This window comes from Nocardia sp. NPDC056100 (genome assembly GCF_042266325.1).
Taxonomy (GTDB): Bacteria; Actinomycetota; Actinomycetes; order Mycobacteriales; family Mycobacteriaceae; genus Nocardia.
The window spans coordinates 694,509-712,347 of the sequence record NZ_JBHJVY010000004.1 but is presented as its reverse complement, the minus strand read 5'-3'; the positions used below and the strand labels follow the sequence as shown (position 1 = coordinate 712,347).

The window sequence follows — 17,839 nt, the reverse complement described above, 5'->3', positions numbered from 1 at the left end:
GGGCAAGCGCGACCCGTCCGGCGTGCACCGTCATGACCGCCGGGGAATCGAGATACATTTGCTCGTTCGGAATTCCTCTGTGAAAGGGCCATCACCATGTCGATTACCGCTGACAAGGTCGTCTCCATCGAGTACACCCTGACCGATGACGACGGGGATGTGCTGGACACCTCCGTCGGGGAGGATCCGTTGGTCTACCTGCACGGTGCGGAGAACATCGTGCCCGGGCTGGAGCAGGCGCTCGAGGGTAAGGGCACCGGGGACGAACTGCTGGTGGTGGTCGAGCCGGTCGACGGGTACGGCGAATACCTGGCCGAGCTGATCAGCACGGTGGACAAGGATATGTTCGAGGGTGTCGACGAGCTCGAGCCCGGGATGGAATTCCACGCCGAGGCCCCGGACGGCGATTCACAGATCGTCACCGTGCGCGCGATCGACGGCAATGACGTGACCATCGACGCCAACCACCCGCTGGCCGGTCAGCGCCTGCACTTCCAGGTCAAGGTCGTCGATATCCGCGATGCCACCGATGAGGAGCTGGCGCACGGCCACCCGCACGGCGAGGACGATCACGAGCACTGAACCCGTTCGCTTATTAGAACGTGTTCTATATTCGAGGAATCTGTCCTGCGATTTCTCGGGAGTTCACCGTATGTACCAGTGGTCCGACGAAGACCTGATGTTCCGCGACGCACTGCGCGGATTCATGGAGAAGGAACTGAAGCCGCACGTCGACCAGCTGGAGAGCGGCGCGCTGCCGCCGTTCGACATCATCCGCAAGCTGTACGCCGCCTTCGGGCTGGACGAGATGGCGAAGGAGGGGCTGGAGAAGTCGCTCGCGCGCGAGGAGGCCGGAACCACCGGCAAGCCGGGCGGCGGATTCAGCGGGGCGGGCAGCATGGGGGTCATCCTCAATAGCGAGCTCGCGGGAATCAGCCTGGGTCTGGTCGCCTCCATGGGCGTCAGCCTCGGGCTCACCGTCGGCACCATTCGCAGCCGCGGCACGCTGGCGCAGAAGAAGCGCTGGCTGCCCGAACTGGTCACCATGGAGAAGGTCGGCGCGTGGGCGATCACCGAACCCGATTCGGGCTCGGACGCTTTCGGCGGTATGAAGTCCTATGTGCGGCGCGACGGTGCGGACTACATCCTGAACGGGCGCAAGACCTTCATCACCAATGGCCCGTACGCCGATGTCACCGTGGTCTACGCCAAGCTGGACGAGGAGGACGGCGTCGATCGCCGCGATCGCAAGGTGCTCACCTTCGTATTGGACAGGGGCATGCCGGGTTTCGTGCAGAGCCCGCCGTTCAAGAAGATGGGCATGAACTCCTCCCCCACCGGTGAGCTGTTCTTCGACAATGTCCGCATCACCCCGGATCGGCTGCTCGGCGAGACCGAGAATCCGGCCAAGGGCGATGGAAAGGACAGTGCCAAGGAGTCTTTCGCCGCCGAGCGCATCGGCATCGCCTCGCTGGCGCTGGGCATCATCAACGAATGCCACCGGCTCTGTGTGGATTACGCGAAATCACGCAAGCTGTGGGGTAAGGAGATCGCGCAGTTCCAGCTCATCCAGCTCAAGCTGGCCGAGATGGAGATCGCCCGCATCAATGTGCAGAATATGGTCTTCAATGCCATCGAGCGCACCGCGGCTGGCGAAAAGGTCTCTCTCGCAGAGGCTTCCGCGATGAAGCTGTACTCCTCGCGCGCCGCCACCGAGGTCGCCATGGAGGCGGTCCAATTGTTCGGCGGCAACGGCTATATGGCCGAGTACAAGGTGGAACAGCTTGCGCGCGACGCGAAATCACTGATGATCTACGCGGGCAGCAATGAAATCCAGGTCACCCATATCGCCAAGGGGCTGCTGGCCCGCTAGCGCGCCACGCCCGCACCGTCCGGTCCCGATTCCTCGATCGGGACCAGGCGGTAGGTGAGCCAGGGGCTGTGCGGGAGATGGGGTTTGTCGATGCGCAGGCGCACCCGGCGGATCACGCCGGTGGCCGGATCGGCGATGCGCAACTCGGTGCGCAGGGCCGTGTGGACGTCCGGATCGGTGGCGTACATGCGATCGAAGTCGGGGTGCACTCGGCAGCGGTCGATGATCTCGGCGATAGTGTCCTCGGACAGCACGATCGGGCCCATCATGCGCAGACCGTAGGTGAAGCCGTGGGTCAGGGATTCCCAGTCCAGTAGCACCCGGGCGGCGGCGGGCTCGGTGTACAGGTAGGTGAACAGGTTCGGTTTCGCCACGGTTTCCGGGAAGGCGGCGCGCCAGGCGGCATTGAGGCCCACCATGTCCCCCTCGGGCAGCATCAGATAGGCGGCCGGGTAGGGGAACCGCTCGAGATCGTCGAGGTCCTCGGCATCGGGCTTGGCCACGGTGCGGCCCAGAATGCGATCCAGGGTGCCCGGGTAGAGGGATGCGATGATCCGCTCCCGGAAGAGGTAGGGAATCCACAGCGCGTCGAACAGCGCGCCCGCGAACTCGAGGCTGGGCACCAGGGTTCCGGCTTCGACCTTCTCGATCGCGGATTTGGACCAACCGGTCGTGCCCGCCAACTGCGCCTGCGTCATGCCGAGTGCGTCACGCCGCGCCCGCACGAAGACCGCCAACTGCCCCTTTGCCATTCACCTCACCCTTGCTCTGTCGTACGAGTCACACCGGAAACGGGCTGAAGTCTCACCCCTGGTGCGACATCCGCGCATTGACTTTCTCACGGCGCGAAAACAGGCTTTACGGGTCCTGGAACCTGCGCGCGCCATTCGCCCCTTCGTGCTCGTCAGGGGCTGGTGCGTTGGAGGGGAACGCACCAGCCACCGGGTCCGCCCGCCGGAAATCAGCCCGCGCTTCCGGTGCCGACTCCGGGGAAGCCGGAATCGACCGCCAGCAGGTGGAACATGGTTTTACCGACAACACCGAAGTTGTTGTCCGACACCACGACCAGGGTGCGCTGGCCGTTGACCGTCGGACCCCGGGTAATGCCCTCCACACATTGCGGGTCGATTCCGGCGGCGCGGAAATCGAACAGCAGCTCCTTGGACATGGGGGTGGCGTTCGCCGGGGCGACGGCCGCGCCGGTGACCGGTGTCGCGCCCGCGGTCGAGGTGGAGTAGATGCGGGCGGTGAAGCCGACGTTGGGGATCATGCTGCGTTCCAGCGTCAGGAATCGGTCCGCGCCGTCGGCGAGGATCTCCGAGATGCCGGTGGCCGCGGGCACGCCGCCGGGCGCGACGCGATCCACCGGGTAGATGTACTCGGCGATATCCGCGCCGTCGTGACTGTTCAATCCGACGAAGCGGGCGCGGCTTTCGGCATCCGGCGAGGCGGCCGGGCCGTCCTGTGCCAGTGCGTTCTCGCTGACCGCGACGACCGAGGACCCGCCCTGCGGCAGATCCATCGCCTCGAAACCGAGGTTGTCGCGAATACCGGAGACGACCTGACCGCCGTCCAGGCGCGGGGTGAAGGCGTCCGGCACCGGGATATCACGGATGAACCCGCCGTCCAGGGCCGCCTCGCGAATGAAGCCCGGGCGGCCGACCTTGGCCTCGCCCTCGCTGGTGTAGATCATGCTCTGTCCGTTGGGATTCCATCTGATGGATTCCGGATCGATGGAGCGCGGGGCGTACGGCGTGCCGTCCGTATCCTTCAGCAGGATCTGGCGCTGGAATTCGGGCGTGCCCAGTTTGCCGTCCTTGTCGATCGGCAGTCGCAGCGTGTAGGCCCGCACCGGACCCGATTCGCCGCGGTTATCGCTGATCGCGAGGTAGGTCTGCTCGACCGGCCGGAAATCGATACCGGACAGGCCGCCGACCAGCTGGCCGTCGAAGACGAAATCATCCGGTACGTTCACCGAACTCAGCAGGCGCACAGTCACTCCCGGCTTGCCGAACGCCTGCCCCGGGCCCAAGTGCATACCCGACGGTGCCGCCACACTCAGCGCCGCCACCACGGCCCCCACTGCGAGAGCTCTCTTGTTCATCCGCCCGAATTCCTTCCGGTACCGCCCGGCCGCTGCCGGATACGGCTGGTGTCTACCAACCCGGTGGACCCCGCGCCTCCCGACTGTCCGGTCGGTCCCGATGACCAGGACGACTATGGCATCGGGGCGGTGATCGTGGTGAAGTACTGCACCGCGGCGAGAATCGCGACCGGCGCGGTCACCAGCAACTGTCCCGCGATGGTTCCCAGTGCGCCGATGGAGGCCACTCCGCCGAGGCATCCGAGCGCCGCAGCGGGCAGGAACGGGCCGAACAATCCGGCGACGGTGGCGGCGGCGACCGTGCCGCCCACCACCGCGCCGAGCACGCAACCGACAGCGGCCCCGCCGAGTCCGCCCACCACGGTCCCGATCGTCAGTCCCATTCCTATGGTGCTGCTCATTCGGTTCCAGGCGGCCTGTTCCCGCTGATAGGGCGTATGGAAATCAGCGGTGTCCTCGAACGGCAGGGCGACCGGCGCGTACGCCGCATGCTCCAAATCCAGCCTGGGAGTGAGCGTCACAGTGTGATCGGCGATGTTCGTCTCGATCGGAAATACGAAATCGTCGACCCGGAAGGACATTTCAGCCGAGGCGAGCACCGTGTGATTCGCGGTCTCCAGCTCGAGCACCCCGTCCCGCAGTTCGATCGCCCCGTTCGGGAGCGTGATCACGGCGGTATCCCCCACCTGACTCGCCGTCACCGCGACCGCCTCATCCGGTGTCGCGGTGGCGGTGGCCGAACACACCGACAGGCCGACCGCAACCAGTGCCGTCGACGCAAAACTCTTGATCAGCAACGCTTTTCCTGCACGCATGGCCATCCTTTAGTTCTTCACGATGAATCATTCACAATAATGAACTATTAATCCATGCGCGGGCAACCCCCGAACCGGAGCAGGTTGGCTAGTAGGCGAAGGGGCCGGATCGGCTTCCGGCGGGCGGGCGCTGCGAGCGGGCACCCCGAATCACGACCGTCACGATGATGGCGATCCCGGCAATGAAGCCACCGAAGCCCAGGGCGAGGGGGACGAGGATGGTTCTCATGATCGAGGTGATGAGGTTGCCGCCCACCGCCACGGTCACATTCGGCGAGCCCTGCGCGGTCAGTCGGTAGACGCCCGCCTCGTCGGCATGAAAGGTGAACTCGGACTGCCCGTTATGGCTGCCCATCTGATAGCTGGTGCCATTCGCGGCGCGCAGGTCGACCGGGCGAGCGGCCGGGTCGGTGAGGCGCACCGCGGCGTCGAAAGACGGGTCCGCCGCCGTCCCGTCACCGACGTACTCGAAGTAGATCCGGTAATCCCCAGCCTCCAAACGCAGATCACCCGATCCCGGCACAGCAACCCGCTGAAACTGGTTGACCTGATCATTCATTCGCACAACGCTCATCACCCCGAAGGTGATAGCCCCCGCCACACCCGCAACGATCAACACAACCCCGGCCACAATCCACCACCCCGAAGGCTTCTTCCGCGGCGGGTTCGCCCACGACGACTGCGGAACCGGATAGAAGCCAGGCTGGGACACAATCGAACCTCCCCCTCGGTGGCCACCGACCCCGCCGACAGCCGCATCCGCACCAACCTAACCCGTTTCGCGATGGGCTACCGGGTTGAGATGACGGTGAGGAGCATTATCGCGGTGCTGCCCAACACAATCGGCCAGACCATGACGGCGCGGCTGAGGCGGCGCACACCGGTGCGGATATTCGTGAGCGCGCGAATTCGCAGTTGACCGTGCCGGTCGATGCGGCCGTCGGTGAAGACCGGGTCGCCGATGCGCAGTTCCATCGGGGTGACCGGGAGGAAGCGGACATTCCATCTGTGGCCGTTGTCGTCGACCAGGTGGAGCAGCAGGCCCGGGCGCTGTTGCAGCGGGCCGCAGCGGGCGAGGATTCGCGTCGTAGAACGGCGGGCGGCTCGCCTGTGCAGTCCCGCGGCGAGCATGAACCCGCCCACGGTGGGGAGCAGGCTGGGCGGTGCGAGCGCCTGCTCGGTCAGCAGTAGCAGGGCGGGAAGCACGAACCACAGGGGTTGCGGTGCGACCATGGTGATCGGTTCGGGATGCCGGGCGATGATTCCGATGACCGAGCCGCGTGTTGCCGGTGGACGGGCGGCATTGTCGTTGTGTCCCTTGGGAATAGTTGCCATGAGATACTTTCGCCGAGTACACGGGCCCCGATGTCCGGACCGGATCCGGCGTGGGGGACCGGATTTCGTCCTGGGGTGGGGTGATCGCGGTGCCGGCCGAAACGGATCTGTTCACGGCGCTTCGTGAATTGCGGGCGGCGGTCGGCGCACCGAAGGCGGCGGATGTGTTCCGGCGCATCGAGATACTGGGTATTTCGATGGGCCGCAATACGCTCTACGACCTCTACGGCCGGTTGGATTCGCCGGCCGATACCCGCGCTCCGGCCTGGTCGACGGTGGAGGGGTTCGTACGCGCCTGCCTCGAGCTGGCCGATCGGACCGGGCGGCGCATCAGGCCGGAGTGGCGCGATTTCGACCGGTGGGCCGATCTGCACCGGGATTGCGGCAGCGCGGCACCGCGACCCGTGGACGGCTGGACGCATGCCGTCGAGAAGGTGCGGCGGGACTGCCGGACCGATCTGCTGACCATTACCGCCATGAATGCCGATGCGGTGCATCTGGTCGACCGCATTCAGCGGGACCACGAGGTCGTGAGCCGGTGGAGCCAGCACGCGCCGGGCGGTTCCGGGGCGAATACCGCGGTCGCGCTGTCCCGGATCGGCGGCTGCGCGGCGGTCGCCGGAATCGTCGCCGATGACAGTGCGGGACGAAATCTGCTGGCACAGTTGAAATCCGATGACGTGGACGTGAATTCGGTGCTGTCCGTATCGAATTCACGACTTCCCACCGGCAGCACCATCGTGCTCGCGGATCAGTCCGGTGGCCGGATGATCGTCGTATCACCGGGCATCAACGCGGAATTGGCGGCCCGCCTGCGCCGCCTGGGCAGGGTCGAGGCCCTGATCGACACCGCGCGGCAGTGCCGCATTCTGCACCTGACCTCCATGGCGGGCCACGGTCAGCATGTGCTGCAACAGGAAATCGCCGCGACCGTGGCCGATCGAACGCTCATCACCCTCAACCCCGGAGCGATCTACGCCGCCCTCGGCACCGCGCGCATGGAATCGCTACTGAGCCTCACCGATGTGGTGTTCGTCCACGAACAGCAACTGGACCTACTGCTCGGACACCGAACCATCCAGGAACGACCGGTAGAGGACAAGATTCGCGATATGCGCGCCCGCCTCTCCCGCCCGCAACCCTCGGTAACGGTCCTCAAACTCTCCACGGGAATCACCCGAACCCGCTCGGTGGCGATCACCGTCAGCGAACCCGGCAACCGCATGAAGACCTACTACCCCGACGGCGTGGTAGACGTCGACAGCCACCGCCTCACCGACACCACCGGCGCGGGCGACGCCTGCGTAGCAGGCGTAATGCTCACCCTCCTGAACGGCGGCACCCCGATCGAAGCCGTAAACCTGGCCCACGTAATGGCCCTCGCCGCCTCCGGCACGGTAGGCGGCCGCGACGGCATCCCCCACCGCCCCGACCTCCCCGCCCTCTGGGACCAATACTCCAGCGGCGCCGAACTCCCACCCTGGCTGGCTGACTGAATGCGCAGGTGCAGTGCGCTATTGGCGCTAGTGCTGACATTGTCGGCATGTCGTTCGGTCACCGCGAGCGACGATCAGTCGGCGGAGCCGCCCTCACCGCGGCAGCCGACGCCGGTGTTGTTGTCCGCGTTGAAGTTCGAGGATCCGGGGGATGGCGATCTGGTGGCCGGGCTTGATCGGCTGGCTCGGGGGGCTGCGGGTTCGGACTGGCGTTATGTTCCGTATCGGCAGGTCGGGGATGCTGTCTTCGCGTATTGGTGTCGGGGGTGGGTGGCTGAGATCGGGTCGTCTGGTGCCTGCGAGAACACCGATGACAGTTCGCATCTGGCGGAACAGCGGGTTTTCAGGGTTGGCACGAAGTCGGATGCCCTGCCTGCGGCCGCGGGGGCCTTGCTGGAGGTGTTGTCGGTGCCCGGGGACATTGACGGATGGCTTGTCAAGGCGGACATCGGATTCGGGGGTGGGAAGGGGGCGGCAGGAAGTCCGGCGATCAGCATTGTGTTCGGACATCCGAGCCTCACCGTGAGCACGGCCCGGCAGCGGGGGTGGGATTCCGAGCCTGCTTTCTCGGATCCTCCGACGTATCGGATCAGTCCCCGGACCACGGTGACTCTCGATGGGGCCGGGGCTGCGATGACCGAGCTGCGGACGCTTGTCTCGTCGCCGGAGAACTTCCGCGACCGGTGGCTGGCCGAACTGGGGCGGCTGGAAGGGCAGGTGCGCGCCACGATCGCCGCTCACCAGGTCCAGATCTGCGACGAGAGCTACGGATCCGGTGGCGGTCGCCGATGTGACCGGGTGCGGCCGCTCAGCGCCGAGGAAGAAGCGGAGTCCGATACGCGTGCGGCACAGTATTTCGCCGCGACGACGCAGACCGTGCGGACCGCATACAACGATCTGTACGGTGCGCTACTCGCCGCCTATCCATTCAAGGAACTGGTCGGATAGCGAGCGGACGTATGCGACGGACGATACCGGCCCGCAGGTCTGTTGCGTGCGGTGTGGAGAAATTGCGGACTGGTTGGTTAATGGTTGCGATGGGGTGGTGCGTGATTTCCGCTCTACCTGCGGGTTTTAGTGCCCCCGGTCGGGTTCGAACCGACACTGTGCGGATTTTAAGTCCGCTGCCTCTGCCAATTGGGCTACGGGGGCGTGGGGGTCAGCGTACCGAGCCGTACGGTTGAGTCGTAATCAACCGGGGGGTGGATTTCGGGGAGTTGTCGAAAATGTCCGGGGTCGGTATTCAAGGGGCGGGTGGGGTGGGGGTCAGAAGTAATGTGGCGGTGAGCACTCGGGTGCCGTCTTGCAGGACCTCGAGGGTGAGGTGTGTGCGTGTCGGATCGGGGTCGGGGGTGTGTTGGGTGTGAATGAGGAGTTCCGCGCCTAATTCCCCCGGGGGTATGTAGGCGGGGGCGGTGAATTTGGCTTTGCAGGACAGGACCTGGCCTCGGGCGGGGTTGTTCGTGACCGATTGCACTGCCAGACCCATGAGCAGCATGCCGTGGGCTACGACACCTTTCAGGCCCGCCTGCTCGGCTGCGCCATCGGAGGAATGGATGGGGTTGTCGTCGCCGGAGGCGGCCGCGTAGGCCGCCACATCCGCTCGGGTGAGTCGTAGGCGAGTCGTGGCCGGATCGGGGGCGGGGGCGGTCACGAGGCGGCTCGCAGGAGGACGGTGGCCCGGCAGGTGCAGACGAGATCGTCTGCGGTGCTTCTGATTTCGGTTTCGACGGTGAGGACTCGGTGACGGCCGAGGAGCTTGTCCGCCGCGATGGCCGTACTGGTCCAGAGGTGGTCGCCGACCCGAATCGGGCGGGTGTGGGCGAAGGATTGGTCCAGATGCACGACATGTAGGTCGGCAGGTGAATTCAGGAGTTGTTCAACGGCTTTCGCTTGGCCGGGCTGGGCGATAACCGTCGCGAAAGTGGGGGGCGCGATTTCGCCGCTGGGTAACGCGCGAATTGCCCGCGCGAATTGCGTGACCGCGGGTTCGGTCACCACGTACGGGGACTCCCGGGTAGGTGTATTCCCGGCGAACATGTGACTAATGGTCATGGCATGCCTCATCGGTTCGGTGGGGGCCGAGCCGAGCGTACGGGCCGGCGGGCCGCGCGATGCCTATCGCGCACAACGGATTCGGCGATTGCTCGCAGGGCCGCCCGCATTCGAGCATGTGAACGCGACATTGAGTCACCGAGGGCGGCAATCGCATTCACCAACCGGAGGGCTGCAAGATGGCATCGTTCGATCCGACACAAGACCGGCAACTTCATGACGCAGTGGTGATCGGGGGTGGGCCCGCGGGGTCCATTACCGCCCGCCAGCTGGCGGCGGCCGGCTACGACGTGCTGGTGCTGGAGCGGGAGGACTTCCCGCGCTTCCACATCGGCGAATCCATGCTGCCGTACACGGCGGGGATCCTGGAACGCCTCGGCATGCTGGACCTGTTCCCGGCCGAGGACTTCCCGACCAAGTGGGGAGCCGAATTCACCGGTCCCTCCGGCGATTTCCGGCGGGTGGACTTCACCTCGCAGGGCGGCGGCCGGCGTGAGGCGGCGTTCCAGTGCGAGCGCGCCGAATTCGATCAGATCCTGCTGAACAACGCGCAGGAACAGGGCGCGAAGGTGCTGCACAACGCCCGCGTCACCGAGGTCATCGAGGAGCAGGGCCGTATTCGCGGCGTGCGCTACAAGTACGACGGCGAAGAGTACGAGGCATTCGGCAAGTACGTGCTGGACGCCAGCGGCCGCACCGGCGTTATCGCGCACCGCCATTTCAAGAACCGCCGGCCCAACACCCGGCTGGAACTGGTCGGGGTGTTCAAGCACTTCGGCAATGTCGACGAGGCCACCAATCCCGGAATCGAAGGCGATATCCAGGTCGGCAATCACCCCGACGGCTGGCTGTGGGCCATTCCGCTGGGCCACGGCAAGCTGAGCGTCGGCGCTGTCACGCCCGCCCGCAATGTGCGTGAATCCACGCCGCTGGCGGTATTCGACGAGCATGTGTCGCGGGTGCCGCGCATTGCCTGCCGTATCGAGGGTGCGACCGTCATCGACGAAATCCGCGGTGAATCCGATTACTGCTACTTCTCGAATACCCTTGCGGGCGAAGGTTATTTCTCGGTCGGCGATGCGGGCAGTTTCGTGGACCCGATCTTCTCCGCCGGCGCGTACCTCGCCATCACCAGTGGCGTCAAGGCCGCCGAATCGGTGATCGCCATTCTGCGCGGTGCGGACGAGGCCGAAACCCAGCGGGATTACGAGAATTTCGTGAAGACCGGTTATGACTGCTACACCCGGCTCATCTACGCGTTCTACGAGTCGAACTTCAATTTCGGCAAGTATGTCGCCAGCCTGTCCAGCGACTCGGTCACCATCGAGGGCCGCTGGATCGCACGCCTGCTGAGCGGCGATTTCTGGAGCCGTAACAATCCGGTCGGCGAATTGCTGCGCTCCAACCGGGAATACGACACCTTCGACGATTTCCCGTTCGTGTACGGCTGCCCGGTCTACCCGGAGCAGGACGCCGCGGAGACCGCCGAGGCAGCGGTGGTGGGATGAGATGACCGAGATCGCCACCGCAGCGGCCGATCCCAGATCGGCCGCCGACCGGATGATCGCCGAGATCTCGGCGCGGGAGACGAAGCCGCTGGAGTATTGGCCCGCGGCGGCGCTCTCGGAGTACGTGGCGGAAGCGCTGCCGTTATCGGTGGCGCACGCCTTCGAATCGCCATTCCACCGAGCGAAGTTCGCGGGTCTCACCGCGCCGGTGGACCTCGCCGGGTTCGAGCGGTTGCCGCTCACCGAACCGGCCGAGGCGAAGGGACGGCTGCGCGAACTGCTGGCCGTCCCGTGGCGCGACGTCGCGCAGATCAATCTCAGCTCCGGCACCACCGCCGGGCCGACCACCTATGTGGCGTACACGCTGGAGGATCTGCGCGGCGACGGCGCGCGCTATGCGCCGGGCGGGCTGTTCGCCTTCGCGGCAACGGATTTGGTGGCGGTCGCGCTGCCCTATGACATGGCCACGGTCGGCCTGGCGGTGCACAGGGACGTGCAGCGCCAAGGCGCGGTCGTGCTGCCCGCGGGCAAGGGCGGCAGTTACGGCCCGCCCGAACGCCTGCTGCAAGCCATTCACGACCTGGGTGTGGACACGCTGTTCAGCACCCCGAGCTACGCCTGGTACCTGCGCGATCTCTACGAGGCCGCCTACCCGGGCGAGCAGCCGTCGATCCGGCATCTGCGCGTCGGCGGTGAGGGCGCTGCCCCGTCCATGCTGACCCGGCTGGGTCAGCGCTGGCAGGCGGACGTGCGCCAGTGGTTCGGCAGTACCGAGATCGGAATCATCGCCTACACCTGCGAATTGGGCGTCTACCACGTCGCGGCGGGCAACTGCTACGCCGAGGTGGTGGACGAGGCGGCGTTCACCGGCACGACTGCCGACCGGAACACGCTTCCCGCGATGGTGCCGAACGGGACGACCGGTGCGCTGGTATTCACGACGCTGGGGCGCAATGCGACCCCGTTCGTGCGCTTCCGGAGCGGGGATCGCGGCATGCTGCCGGGCGAACCGTGCGACTGCGGGCGCACGCTGCCGACGCTGCACGTGTACGGCCGCATCGCCGATCAGATTCCGGCGGGCGATACCGCGGTATCGCCGTATCGGATCGAGGAGGCCTTCCTGCAAGCCGTGCCGGAGGCCGCGCCCTGGTACCACATTGTGTTGCGGGACAACGCCATTGGCCTGGTGGCGGAATGGCCGGGCGATACGGCGGGCGATCCCGCCGAGGTCGGTGACCGCGTGCGCGAGTTCGTGCGCCGGATCGCCGGATTCGACCTGGACAGCTTCGAATGGGCCGAGATCGGAACGCTCGACCGCCCGCGCACCAAGATGCGCCGGGTCCGCGATGAACGGAGCATCGGATGAGCGCCATCCGCATCGGGGCGAAACTCGCCAACTTCGGGCCGGACGCGCATCGCGTGCTCGACGCCGCCCAGAGCCTGGAAGCCGCCGGGGTGGACTCGCTCTGGCTGTCCGATCGGGTCGTCACGGTGACCCCGACGGAATCGTTCTACCCCTTCGCACCGAACGGCTCCGTGCCCTGGCGCGATGACACGCCGTTCATGGAGGCGGTGACCGCGCTCGGCATGGCCGCAGCGGTCACCACACGCGTCGAGCTGGGTGTCGGAGTCCTGGTCGCCGCGGTCCGGCAGCCGGTACTGCTGGCAAAACAGCTCGGCACCATCGCCGCGCTGGCAGGTGGCCGCGTGGCCCTCGGCATCGGATCCGGCTGGATGGCAGAGGAATTCGACACCCTCGGCATCCCGTTCGCCGAGCGCGCCGAACGCACCGACGAAGTGGTCGAGCTGATGCGCGCCTGCTGGACCGGCACACCGGACGCATACGACGGCGCGCACTACGGACTGCCCAAGGGCGTGGCCATGCATCCCGTTCCCCCGCAACATATTCCGATCCTCTGCGGCGGAATGAGCACGGCCGCACTGCGCCGGGCGGGTGAACTCGACGGCTGGTACGGCTATATGTTCGCGGACCGCATCGATACCGATATCGTGCGCACGGCAGCAGAGATGGTCGGCACCGGACGAGTCGTGGTGCGCCTCGTCGGCCCACTCGACAAATCGCTCCCCGCCGGGAAGCAACTGGTGGCGGCGGGCGCGACCGAACTGGTACTCGACATCGACACCGATCCGGAAACCGCTGCCGCACAGGTGGTCCGAGCGCGGGCGGAGCTATCGTGACCGCCGCCGGGACCGAACAGACCGGCGATGCGAACCGCACCGGCGCGGATCAGCTGTCCGGCGCGAGCGGCGCTGTCACCGATCCGAGTTCCGGGCTGACCGGCGCGGCGACCGGCGAGGTGGCCATTCCGGCCGCTCCGCTGGCCGGGCTGGTGGCGATCGTGACCGGCGGGAGTTCCGGGATCGGGCGGGCCACGGCGGTGCTGCTGGCCGAGCAGGGGGCACAGGTACTCGCTGTTGCTCGGCGAAGCAAACCGCTGGAAGAGGTTGCGGGGCTGCACGAGCGGATTCACGCGCATATCGGGGATCTGGCGGATCCGGATGAGCCGGAGCGGATCGCCAAGACCGCGCTGCGGGAGTGGGGTCGGATCGATGTGCTGGTGAACAATGCGGGGCCCTATGGCCCGGCGGCACTGGCGGGAATCTCACCCGCCGATATCGATCGGCTGGTGCGGTTGAATATCGTCGCGCCGAGCCTGCTGGCCAGCCACTGCTTGGAAGCCCTCGCCAAGCAGGCCGGTTCGATCGTGAATGTCACCAGCGCCTACGCACAGCGGGCGGTGGCGGGCAGCGCGCATTACGCCGCCACCAAGGCGGCGCTGGAAAGTCTCACGCGCAGTTGGGCTCTGGAGCTCGCACCGCGCGGAATACGAGTCAATGCCATCTCGCCCGGGCCGACCGAGACCGGGCTGCTGGCGGGCGCGGGTGTGCCCGCCGATCGCATCGAGGCGATCAAAGAACGTGAGCGCCAGCGCATTCCGCTGCAGCGACGCGGCGACCCGGCCGAAGTCGCCCGGTGGATCGTGGCGCTGGCCGATGCCTCGGCGGGCTGGATCACCGGTGAGGTGCTCCGGGTAGACGGAGGGCTACATCTGACATGAACACCGCGGACAAGGTCGAAATCCTGGGCCTGGTGGCGGATCTGGGCCTCGGCCTGGATCTGGCCGATCGGGAGCGATACCGCCGCTGCTTCGGCGATACCGTGCTCATTCACAATCCCGCCTTCCAGGGCGCGGACGCCTGGCACAGCTACAGCGGTGACGAATGGGCGGACCGGGTCACCGCCACCCAGGCGCGGCTGACCAGTATTCACACCCTCACCTGCGTATCCACCGAGGTCTACGACGGGACGGCGGAAACCATGCTCATGCAGCAGGCGCTGTTCGCCGATGCGGAGGGCAGCTATCAGGTCGCCGGGCCGCTGCGGCTGACACTGGTCGATGACGCCGGCTGGCGGATCGAGCGGCTGCGCTTCGAAGTCATCTGGACCACCGGCGACCCCGAGGTCTACGCCCGTGCGCGAAAGGCCGTGCTATGACCGCGATGACGCATCCCACACCGGTGCGCGGATCCGACGGCATCGCCCGCTACCCGGACCCGCTGCCGAATCTGGTTGCCGCACTGCGTATCACCGTCGAACGCGTCCCCGATGCCGAGGCCGTGGTCCAGGTCGGCGGTCCGCGCCTGACCTACGCCCAGCTGTGGGATCGCGCCACCGCCCTGGCCGCCGGACTCGCCGGGGCGGGTGTCCGCCCCGGCGACCGGGTGGGCATCCTGCTCCCCAACGGGGTGGACTGGTGCGCGGCGTTCTTCGCCGTCCAGCTCGCCGGATGCGTTGCGGTGCCGATAAATACGCGCCTGTCCGAACCGGAGATCTCGCACATCACCGAGAACGCGGGCCTGGCATACGTATTCGATCTCGACCATCTGCCCACCCGCTCCCGGTCCCGCCGCATCCCCGAAGCGGCCCCGGATGATCCGGCCGCCATCTTCTACACCAGCGGCACCACCGGCCGCCCCAAGGGCGCGACCACCACGCACGCGAACTTCCTGGCCAATATCGAGAACGCCCGCCGCCTGCTCGGCGTCACCGAACCGTGGGTGAGCCTGGTATCGGTGCCGCTGTTCCATGTGACGGGCTGCAATTCGCAATTGCTGCCGAGCGTCGCGGCGGGTGGGACGCTGGTGATCCTGCCGCAGTTCGACGGCCGATCCATGTTGCGCGCCATCGAATCCGAGGCGATCACCGCGCTCATGTCGGTGCCCACCATGTATCGCATGCTGCTCGGCCAGACCCACCTCGATCGCTACCGGCTCGGATCGGTGCGCAGCATCACCTTCGGCGGCTCCCCCATGCCGCGGCGGCTGATTCCCGAACTGCGGGAACTCTTTCCACGCGCCCGGCTCGGAAACGGCTACGGCCTCACCGAGAGTGCGTCGTTCTGCACCTACCTCCCCGATGACCAGGTCGACGAGCATCCGGACAGTGTGGGCTTCGCCGCCCCGGTGGTGGATCTGCGGCTCGATGATCCCCGGGGCACGGGTGTCGGTGAACTGCTGGTGCGCGGCCCGAACGTGGTGGCCGGGTACTGGAACGACCCCGCCGCCACCGCAAAGGCTTTCGAGGATGGCTGGCTGCGCACCGGCGATATCGCCGCCATCGATGATCGGGGTCTGGTCCGCATCGTCGACCGCGCCAAGGATGTCATCATTCGCGGCGGTGAGAACGTCTACTCCGCCGAGGTGGAGCGCGCGCTGGCCGAACATCCGAGCGTGCGCGAGGTGGCGGTGACCGGCGTCCCGGACAGCATCGCGGGTGAGAAGGTGGCCGCCGCCATCGTGCTGGTACCGGGTGAAGAGGATCAGTTGCGCGAGGTATTCCGTTCCGCCCGAAAGGAATTGGCCCGCTACAAGATGCCCGAGCTGGTCGCGGTGTATCGCACCCCGCTGCCCCGCAATCCGGGCGGCAAAGTGATCAAGTCCCTGCTGCGCACCGCCGCCTGGATGGTGGCTCCGCGATGAGAGAGCGAGAACGCTGATGGGCCTGCTGGACAAGAAGACACTGCTGGTGACGGGGGTGCTGACACCCTCGTCCATCGCCTACGGCGTCGCCGAACTGGCGCAGCGCGAGGGCGCGCGGGTGATCGTCACCGGCTACGGCCGGCTCAGCCTGGTGCGCAAGGTCGTCGAGCGCCTGCCGGAAACCGCGCCGGTGATCGAATTGGATGTCTCGGACGAGGAGCATCTGAGCACCCTGAGCGCCCGCGTCGGCGAGCACGCGGATCGGATAGACGGCGTACTGCACGCCATCGCATTCGCACCGCAGTCCGCGCTCGGCGGCAATTTCCTCAATACCGAATGGGCCGATGTCGCCACGGCACTGCGGGTTTCGACCTACTCACTGGTGAGTCTGGCCACCGCGTTGCGGCCGCTGCTCACCGAGAACGCCTCCATCGTCGGCCTCGACTTCGACGCCTCCACCGCGTATCCCGGCTACGACTGGATGGGTGTTGCCAAGGCGGGACTCGAATCCGCCGCCCGCTATCTGGCGACCTATCTCGGCCCGCAGGGCACCCGGGTCAATCTGGTCGCGGCCGGGCCGATCCGCACGGTGGCGGCGAGCAATGTGCCCAGCTTCGACGATCGCCGTCAGGACTGGTCACTGCGCGCACCGCTGGGCTGGGATATCAGCGATTCCACACCGGTGGCGCGCGCCTGCGTCGCCCTGCTTTCGGAGTGGTTCCCGGCCACCACCGGGGAGATCGTTCACGTCGACGGCGGTGCGCACGCGGTCGGCAATTGATCAAGCAGCGCAACGAAATTCGATACCAGCGGGGAACGGGTATCCGGCTGCCAGGCCATGGTGATGGGCTCCCGGATACTCGGCTCCACGATGGGCCGGGAGACCAGATTCCCGTCCGCGAGCTGGCGCGCCCGCGAACGCGAGGAGATGGTGAGGGCGTGCCCGGCCGCGACCAGTACGCGCAGCGCGTTGGCGTGCTCCACCTCGTACCGCACATCCAATTTGCGGGACTGCGCCCGGCTCACCGCGAGCAGCCGATCGTGCAGACCGGGATTGAGTTCGCGGCGGAACAGTGCGATCGGCTCGGCCAGCAGTGCGCGCAATGGCACCTCCGGTTCCGCCGCCAGCGGATGCTGCGGCGGCAGCAGGGCCACGAAGCTCTCCTCCCCCACCTGCGCCGAGCGCAGTTTGGGATCGGGCACCGGGCCCAGTACGAATCCGATGTGCAATTGCCGCCGGATGAGCGCCTGCACCTGATGCGCGGTCCACATCTCATCCAGCACCGGCGTGACATCCGGATAGCGCTCGCGGAAGGTGCGCAGGAATCCGGGCAGCACCCGGTGCGCGGCAGCGGCTCCGAAACCTATTGAGAGACTGCCGATCTCACCACGCGAAGCGCGGCGCGCGGTATCCATCGCCTCGGTCGCGCGCTCCAGGGTTTCGCGCGCCTCCCCGGCGAAGGCGACCCCCGCCGGGGTGAGCGTGATCTTATGGCTGGTCACGTCCAGCAGCAGCACCCCGAGTTCGCGTTCGAGCCGCCTGATCTGCTGGGTGAACGCCGGTTGGGTGATGTGCATGCGCGCGGCGGCCCGCCCGAGATGCAGTTCCTCGGCGGCCACCAGGAAGTACCGCAGTTGACGCAGTTCCATCG

At 66.7% G+C, this 17,839-nt stretch carries 19 protein-coding genes and 1 tRNA gene; 11 read left to right on the top strand and 9 right to left on the bottom strand.

Annotated elements, in window-relative coordinates; translation table 11 throughout:
- Positions 1-96 precede the first annotated feature (96 nt).
- Both ACFC0O_RS33705 and ACFC0O_RS33700 read left to right on the top strand, forming a co-directional pair.
- Positions 97-582, top strand: coding sequence for a peptidylprolyl isomerase (locus tag ACFC0O_RS33705; protein ID WP_364641931.1), 486 nt, complete (start codon positions 97-99; stop codon positions 580-582).
- Between the two features lie 70 nt (positions 583-652).
- Positions 653-1,873, top strand: a complete 1,221-nt coding sequence (locus ACFC0O_RS33700) for an acyl-CoA dehydrogenase family protein (protein WP_364641934.1) — start codon at positions 653-655, stop codon at positions 1,871-1,873.
- Here ACFC0O_RS33700 and ACFC0O_RS33695 read toward each other — a convergent pair.
- From ACFC0O_RS33695 to ACFC0O_RS33675, 5 genes are all read right to left on the bottom strand, one after another.
- Positions 1,870-2,625 carry a helix-turn-helix domain-containing protein gene (locus tag ACFC0O_RS33695; protein WP_375965183.1) on the bottom strand — a complete coding sequence of 252 codons (756 nt, stop codon included), beginning with the start codon at positions 2,623-2,625 and terminating at the stop codon, positions 1,870-1,872. The two genes, ACFC0O_RS33700 and ACFC0O_RS33695, sit on opposite strands and share 4 nt — an antisense overlap.
- Before the next feature lie 209 nt (positions 2,626-2,834).
- Positions 2,835-3,977, bottom strand: a complete 1,143-nt coding sequence (locus ACFC0O_RS33690; RefSeq protein WP_375965180.1) for an esterase-like activity of phytase family protein — start codon at positions 3,975-3,977, stop codon at positions 2,835-2,837.
- Positions 3,978-4,090: 113 nt separating this feature from the next.
- Positions 4,091-4,792, bottom strand: a complete 702-nt coding sequence (locus ACFC0O_RS33685) for a hypothetical protein (protein ID WP_375965177.1) — start codon at positions 4,790-4,792, stop codon at positions 4,091-4,093.
- Between the two features lie 88 nt (positions 4,793-4,880).
- Positions 4,881-5,366 carry a hypothetical protein gene (locus ACFC0O_RS33680; RefSeq protein WP_375965174.1) on the bottom strand — a complete coding sequence of 162 codons (486 nt, stop codon included), beginning with the start codon at positions 5,364-5,366 and terminating at the stop codon, positions 4,881-4,883.
- 215 nt (positions 5,367-5,581) lie between these two features.
- Positions 5,582-6,127 carry a hypothetical protein gene (locus tag ACFC0O_RS33675; protein ID WP_375965171.1) on the bottom strand — a complete coding sequence of 182 codons (546 nt, stop codon included), beginning with the start codon at positions 6,125-6,127 and terminating at the stop codon, positions 5,582-5,584.
- 50 nt (positions 6,128-6,177) lie between these two features.
- On the opposite strand from ACFC0O_RS33675, the gene ACFC0O_RS33670 reads away from it, so the two are divergent.
- Together ACFC0O_RS33670 and ACFC0O_RS33665 are read left to right on the top strand one after the other, a co-directional pair.
- Entirely contained in the window at positions 6,178-7,623 is a 1,446-nt protein-coding gene (locus ACFC0O_RS33670) for a carbohydrate kinase family protein (RefSeq protein WP_375965168.1), read from the top strand.
- 633 nt (positions 7,624-8,256) lie between these two features.
- Positions 8,257-8,571: a hypothetical protein gene (locus ACFC0O_RS33665; RefSeq protein WP_375965165.1), complete on the top strand. Its 315-nt coding sequence runs from the start codon at positions 8,257-8,259 to the stop codon at positions 8,569-8,571.
- A 130-nt stretch (positions 8,572-8,701) separates the two neighbouring features.
- Here the strand turns inward: ACFC0O_RS33665 and ACFC0O_RS33660 are convergent.
- The 3 genes from ACFC0O_RS33660 to ACFC0O_RS33650 form a co-directional block, all read right to left on the bottom strand.
- Positions 8,702-8,775: transfer RNA gene (locus ACFC0O_RS33660), tRNA-Leu, on the bottom strand.
- Between the two features lie 91 nt (positions 8,776-8,866).
- A complete protein-coding gene (locus tag ACFC0O_RS33655; RefSeq protein ID WP_375965162.1) occupies positions 8,867-9,277 on the bottom strand; it encodes a MaoC/PaaZ C-terminal domain-containing protein in 411 nt (136 codons plus the stop codon).
- Positions 9,274-9,678: a MaoC family dehydratase N-terminal domain-containing protein gene (locus tag ACFC0O_RS33650; RefSeq protein WP_375965159.1), complete on the bottom strand. Its 405-nt coding sequence runs from the start codon at positions 9,676-9,678 to the stop codon at positions 9,274-9,276. The genes ACFC0O_RS33655 and ACFC0O_RS33650 overlap by 4 nt, the downstream gene beginning before the upstream one ends.
- Positions 9,679-9,902: 224 nt before the next feature.
- Here ACFC0O_RS33650 and ACFC0O_RS33645 point away from each other — a divergent pair, with 224 nt between their 5' ends.
- From ACFC0O_RS33645 to fabI, 7 genes are read left to right on the top strand one after another with little or no spacing between them, the layout of a single operon-like run.
- The gene (locus ACFC0O_RS33645; protein WP_375965157.1) at positions 9,903-11,186 is read left to right on the top strand and encodes an NAD(P)/FAD-dependent oxidoreductase; all 1,284 of its coding nucleotides are present in this window, start codon (positions 9,903-9,905) and stop codon (positions 11,184-11,186) included.
- Position 11,187: 1 nt separating this feature from the next.
- Positions 11,188-12,552, top strand: a complete 1,365-nt coding sequence (locus ACFC0O_RS33640) for a phenylacetate--CoA ligase family protein (protein WP_375965154.1) — start codon at positions 11,188-11,190, stop codon at positions 12,550-12,552.
- On the top strand, positions 12,549-13,385 hold the full coding sequence (locus ACFC0O_RS33635) for a TIGR03619 family F420-dependent LLM class oxidoreductase (RefSeq protein ID WP_375965152.1): 837 nt from the start codon (positions 12,549-12,551) through the stop codon (positions 13,383-13,385). Before ACFC0O_RS33640 ends, ACFC0O_RS33635 begins: the two co-directional genes overlap by 4 nt.
- Positions 13,382-14,266 (top strand): SDR family NAD(P)-dependent oxidoreductase, encoded by an 885-nt coding sequence (locus tag ACFC0O_RS33630; protein WP_375965150.1) that lies wholly within the window; start codon positions 13,382-13,384, stop codon positions 14,264-14,266. The genes ACFC0O_RS33635 and ACFC0O_RS33630 overlap by 4 nt, the downstream gene beginning before the upstream one ends.
- A complete protein-coding gene (locus ACFC0O_RS33625) occupies positions 14,263-14,703 on the top strand; it encodes a nuclear transport factor 2 family protein (protein ID WP_375965147.1) in 441 nt (146 codons plus the stop codon). Before ACFC0O_RS33630 ends, ACFC0O_RS33625 begins: the two co-directional genes overlap by 4 nt.
- Positions 14,700-16,187 carry a class I adenylate-forming enzyme family protein gene (locus tag ACFC0O_RS33620; protein ID WP_375965145.1) on the top strand — a complete coding sequence of 496 codons (1,488 nt, stop codon included), beginning with the start codon at positions 14,700-14,702 and terminating at the stop codon, positions 16,185-16,187. The genes ACFC0O_RS33625 and ACFC0O_RS33620 overlap by 4 nt, the downstream gene beginning before the upstream one ends.
- 16 nt (positions 16,188-16,203) lie before the next feature.
- Complete coding sequence (gene fabI, locus ACFC0O_RS33615) at positions 16,204-16,968, top strand: enoyl-ACP reductase FabI (RefSeq protein WP_375965142.1); 765 nt, start codon at positions 16,204-16,206, stop codon at positions 16,966-16,968.
- Here fabI and ACFC0O_RS33610 read toward each other — a convergent pair.
- The gene (locus ACFC0O_RS33610) at positions 16,932-17,837 is read right to left on the bottom strand and encodes a LysR family transcriptional regulator (protein WP_375965140.1); all 906 of its coding nucleotides are present in this window, start codon (positions 17,835-17,837) and stop codon (positions 16,932-16,934) included. The two genes, fabI and ACFC0O_RS33610, sit on opposite strands and share 37 nt — an antisense overlap.
- Positions 17,838-17,839: the final 2 nt, after the last annotated feature.

Bases quoted from the DNA above. Each gene is read 5' to 3' on its own strand.
- fabI (WP_375965142.1), top strand. From the start codon at position 16,204: ATGGGCCTGCTGGACAAGAAGACACTGCTGGTGACGGGGGTGCTGACA.
- ACFC0O_RS33610 (WP_375965140.1), bottom strand. From the start codon at position 17,837: ATGGAACTGCGTCAACTGCGGTACTTCCTGGTGGCCGCCGAGGAACTG.
- ACFC0O_RS33665 (WP_375965165.1), top strand. From the start codon at position 8,257: ATGACCGAGCTGCGGACGCTTGTCTCGTCGCCGGAGAACTTCCGCGAC.
- ACFC0O_RS33695 (WP_375965183.1), bottom strand. From the start codon at position 2,625: ATGGCAAAGGGGCAGTTGGCGGTCTTCGTGCGGGCGCGGCGTGACGCA.
- ACFC0O_RS33640 (WP_375965154.1), top strand. From the start codon at position 11,188: ATGACCGAGATCGCCACCGCAGCGGCCGATCCCAGATCGGCCGCCGAC.
- ACFC0O_RS33635 (WP_375965152.1), top strand. From the start codon at position 12,549: ATGAGCGCCATCCGCATCGGGGCGAAACTCGCCAACTTCGGGCCGGAC.
- ACFC0O_RS33675 (WP_375965171.1), bottom strand. From the start codon at position 6,127: ATGGCAACTATTCCCAAGGGACACAACGACAATGCCGCCCGTCCACCG.
- ACFC0O_RS33680 (WP_375965174.1), bottom strand. From the start codon at position 5,366: ATGAGCGTTGTGCGAATGAATGATCAGGTCAACCAGTTTCAGCGGGTT.
- ACFC0O_RS33690 (WP_375965180.1), bottom strand. From the start codon at position 3,977: ATGAACAAGAGAGCTCTCGCAGTGGGGGCCGTGGTGGCGGCGCTGAGT.
- ACFC0O_RS33685 (WP_375965177.1), bottom strand. From the start codon at position 4,792: ATGCGTGCAGGAAAAGCGTTGCTGATCAAGAGTTTTGCGTCGACGGCA.
- ACFC0O_RS33620 (WP_375965145.1), top strand. From the start codon at position 14,700: ATGACCGCGATGACGCATCCCACACCGGTGCGCGGATCCGACGGCATC.
- ACFC0O_RS33625 (WP_375965147.1), top strand. From the start codon at position 14,263: ATGAACACCGCGGACAAGGTCGAAATCCTGGGCCTGGTGGCGGATCTG.
- ACFC0O_RS33650 (WP_375965159.1), bottom strand. From the start codon at position 9,678: ATGACCATTAGTCACATGTTCGCCGGGAATACACCTACCCGGGAGTCC.
- ACFC0O_RS33700 (WP_364641934.1), top strand. From the start codon at position 653: ATGTACCAGTGGTCCGACGAAGACCTGATGTTCCGCGACGCACTGCGC.
- ACFC0O_RS33705 (WP_364641931.1), top strand. From the start codon at position 97: ATGTCGATTACCGCTGACAAGGTCGTCTCCATCGAGTACACCCTGACC.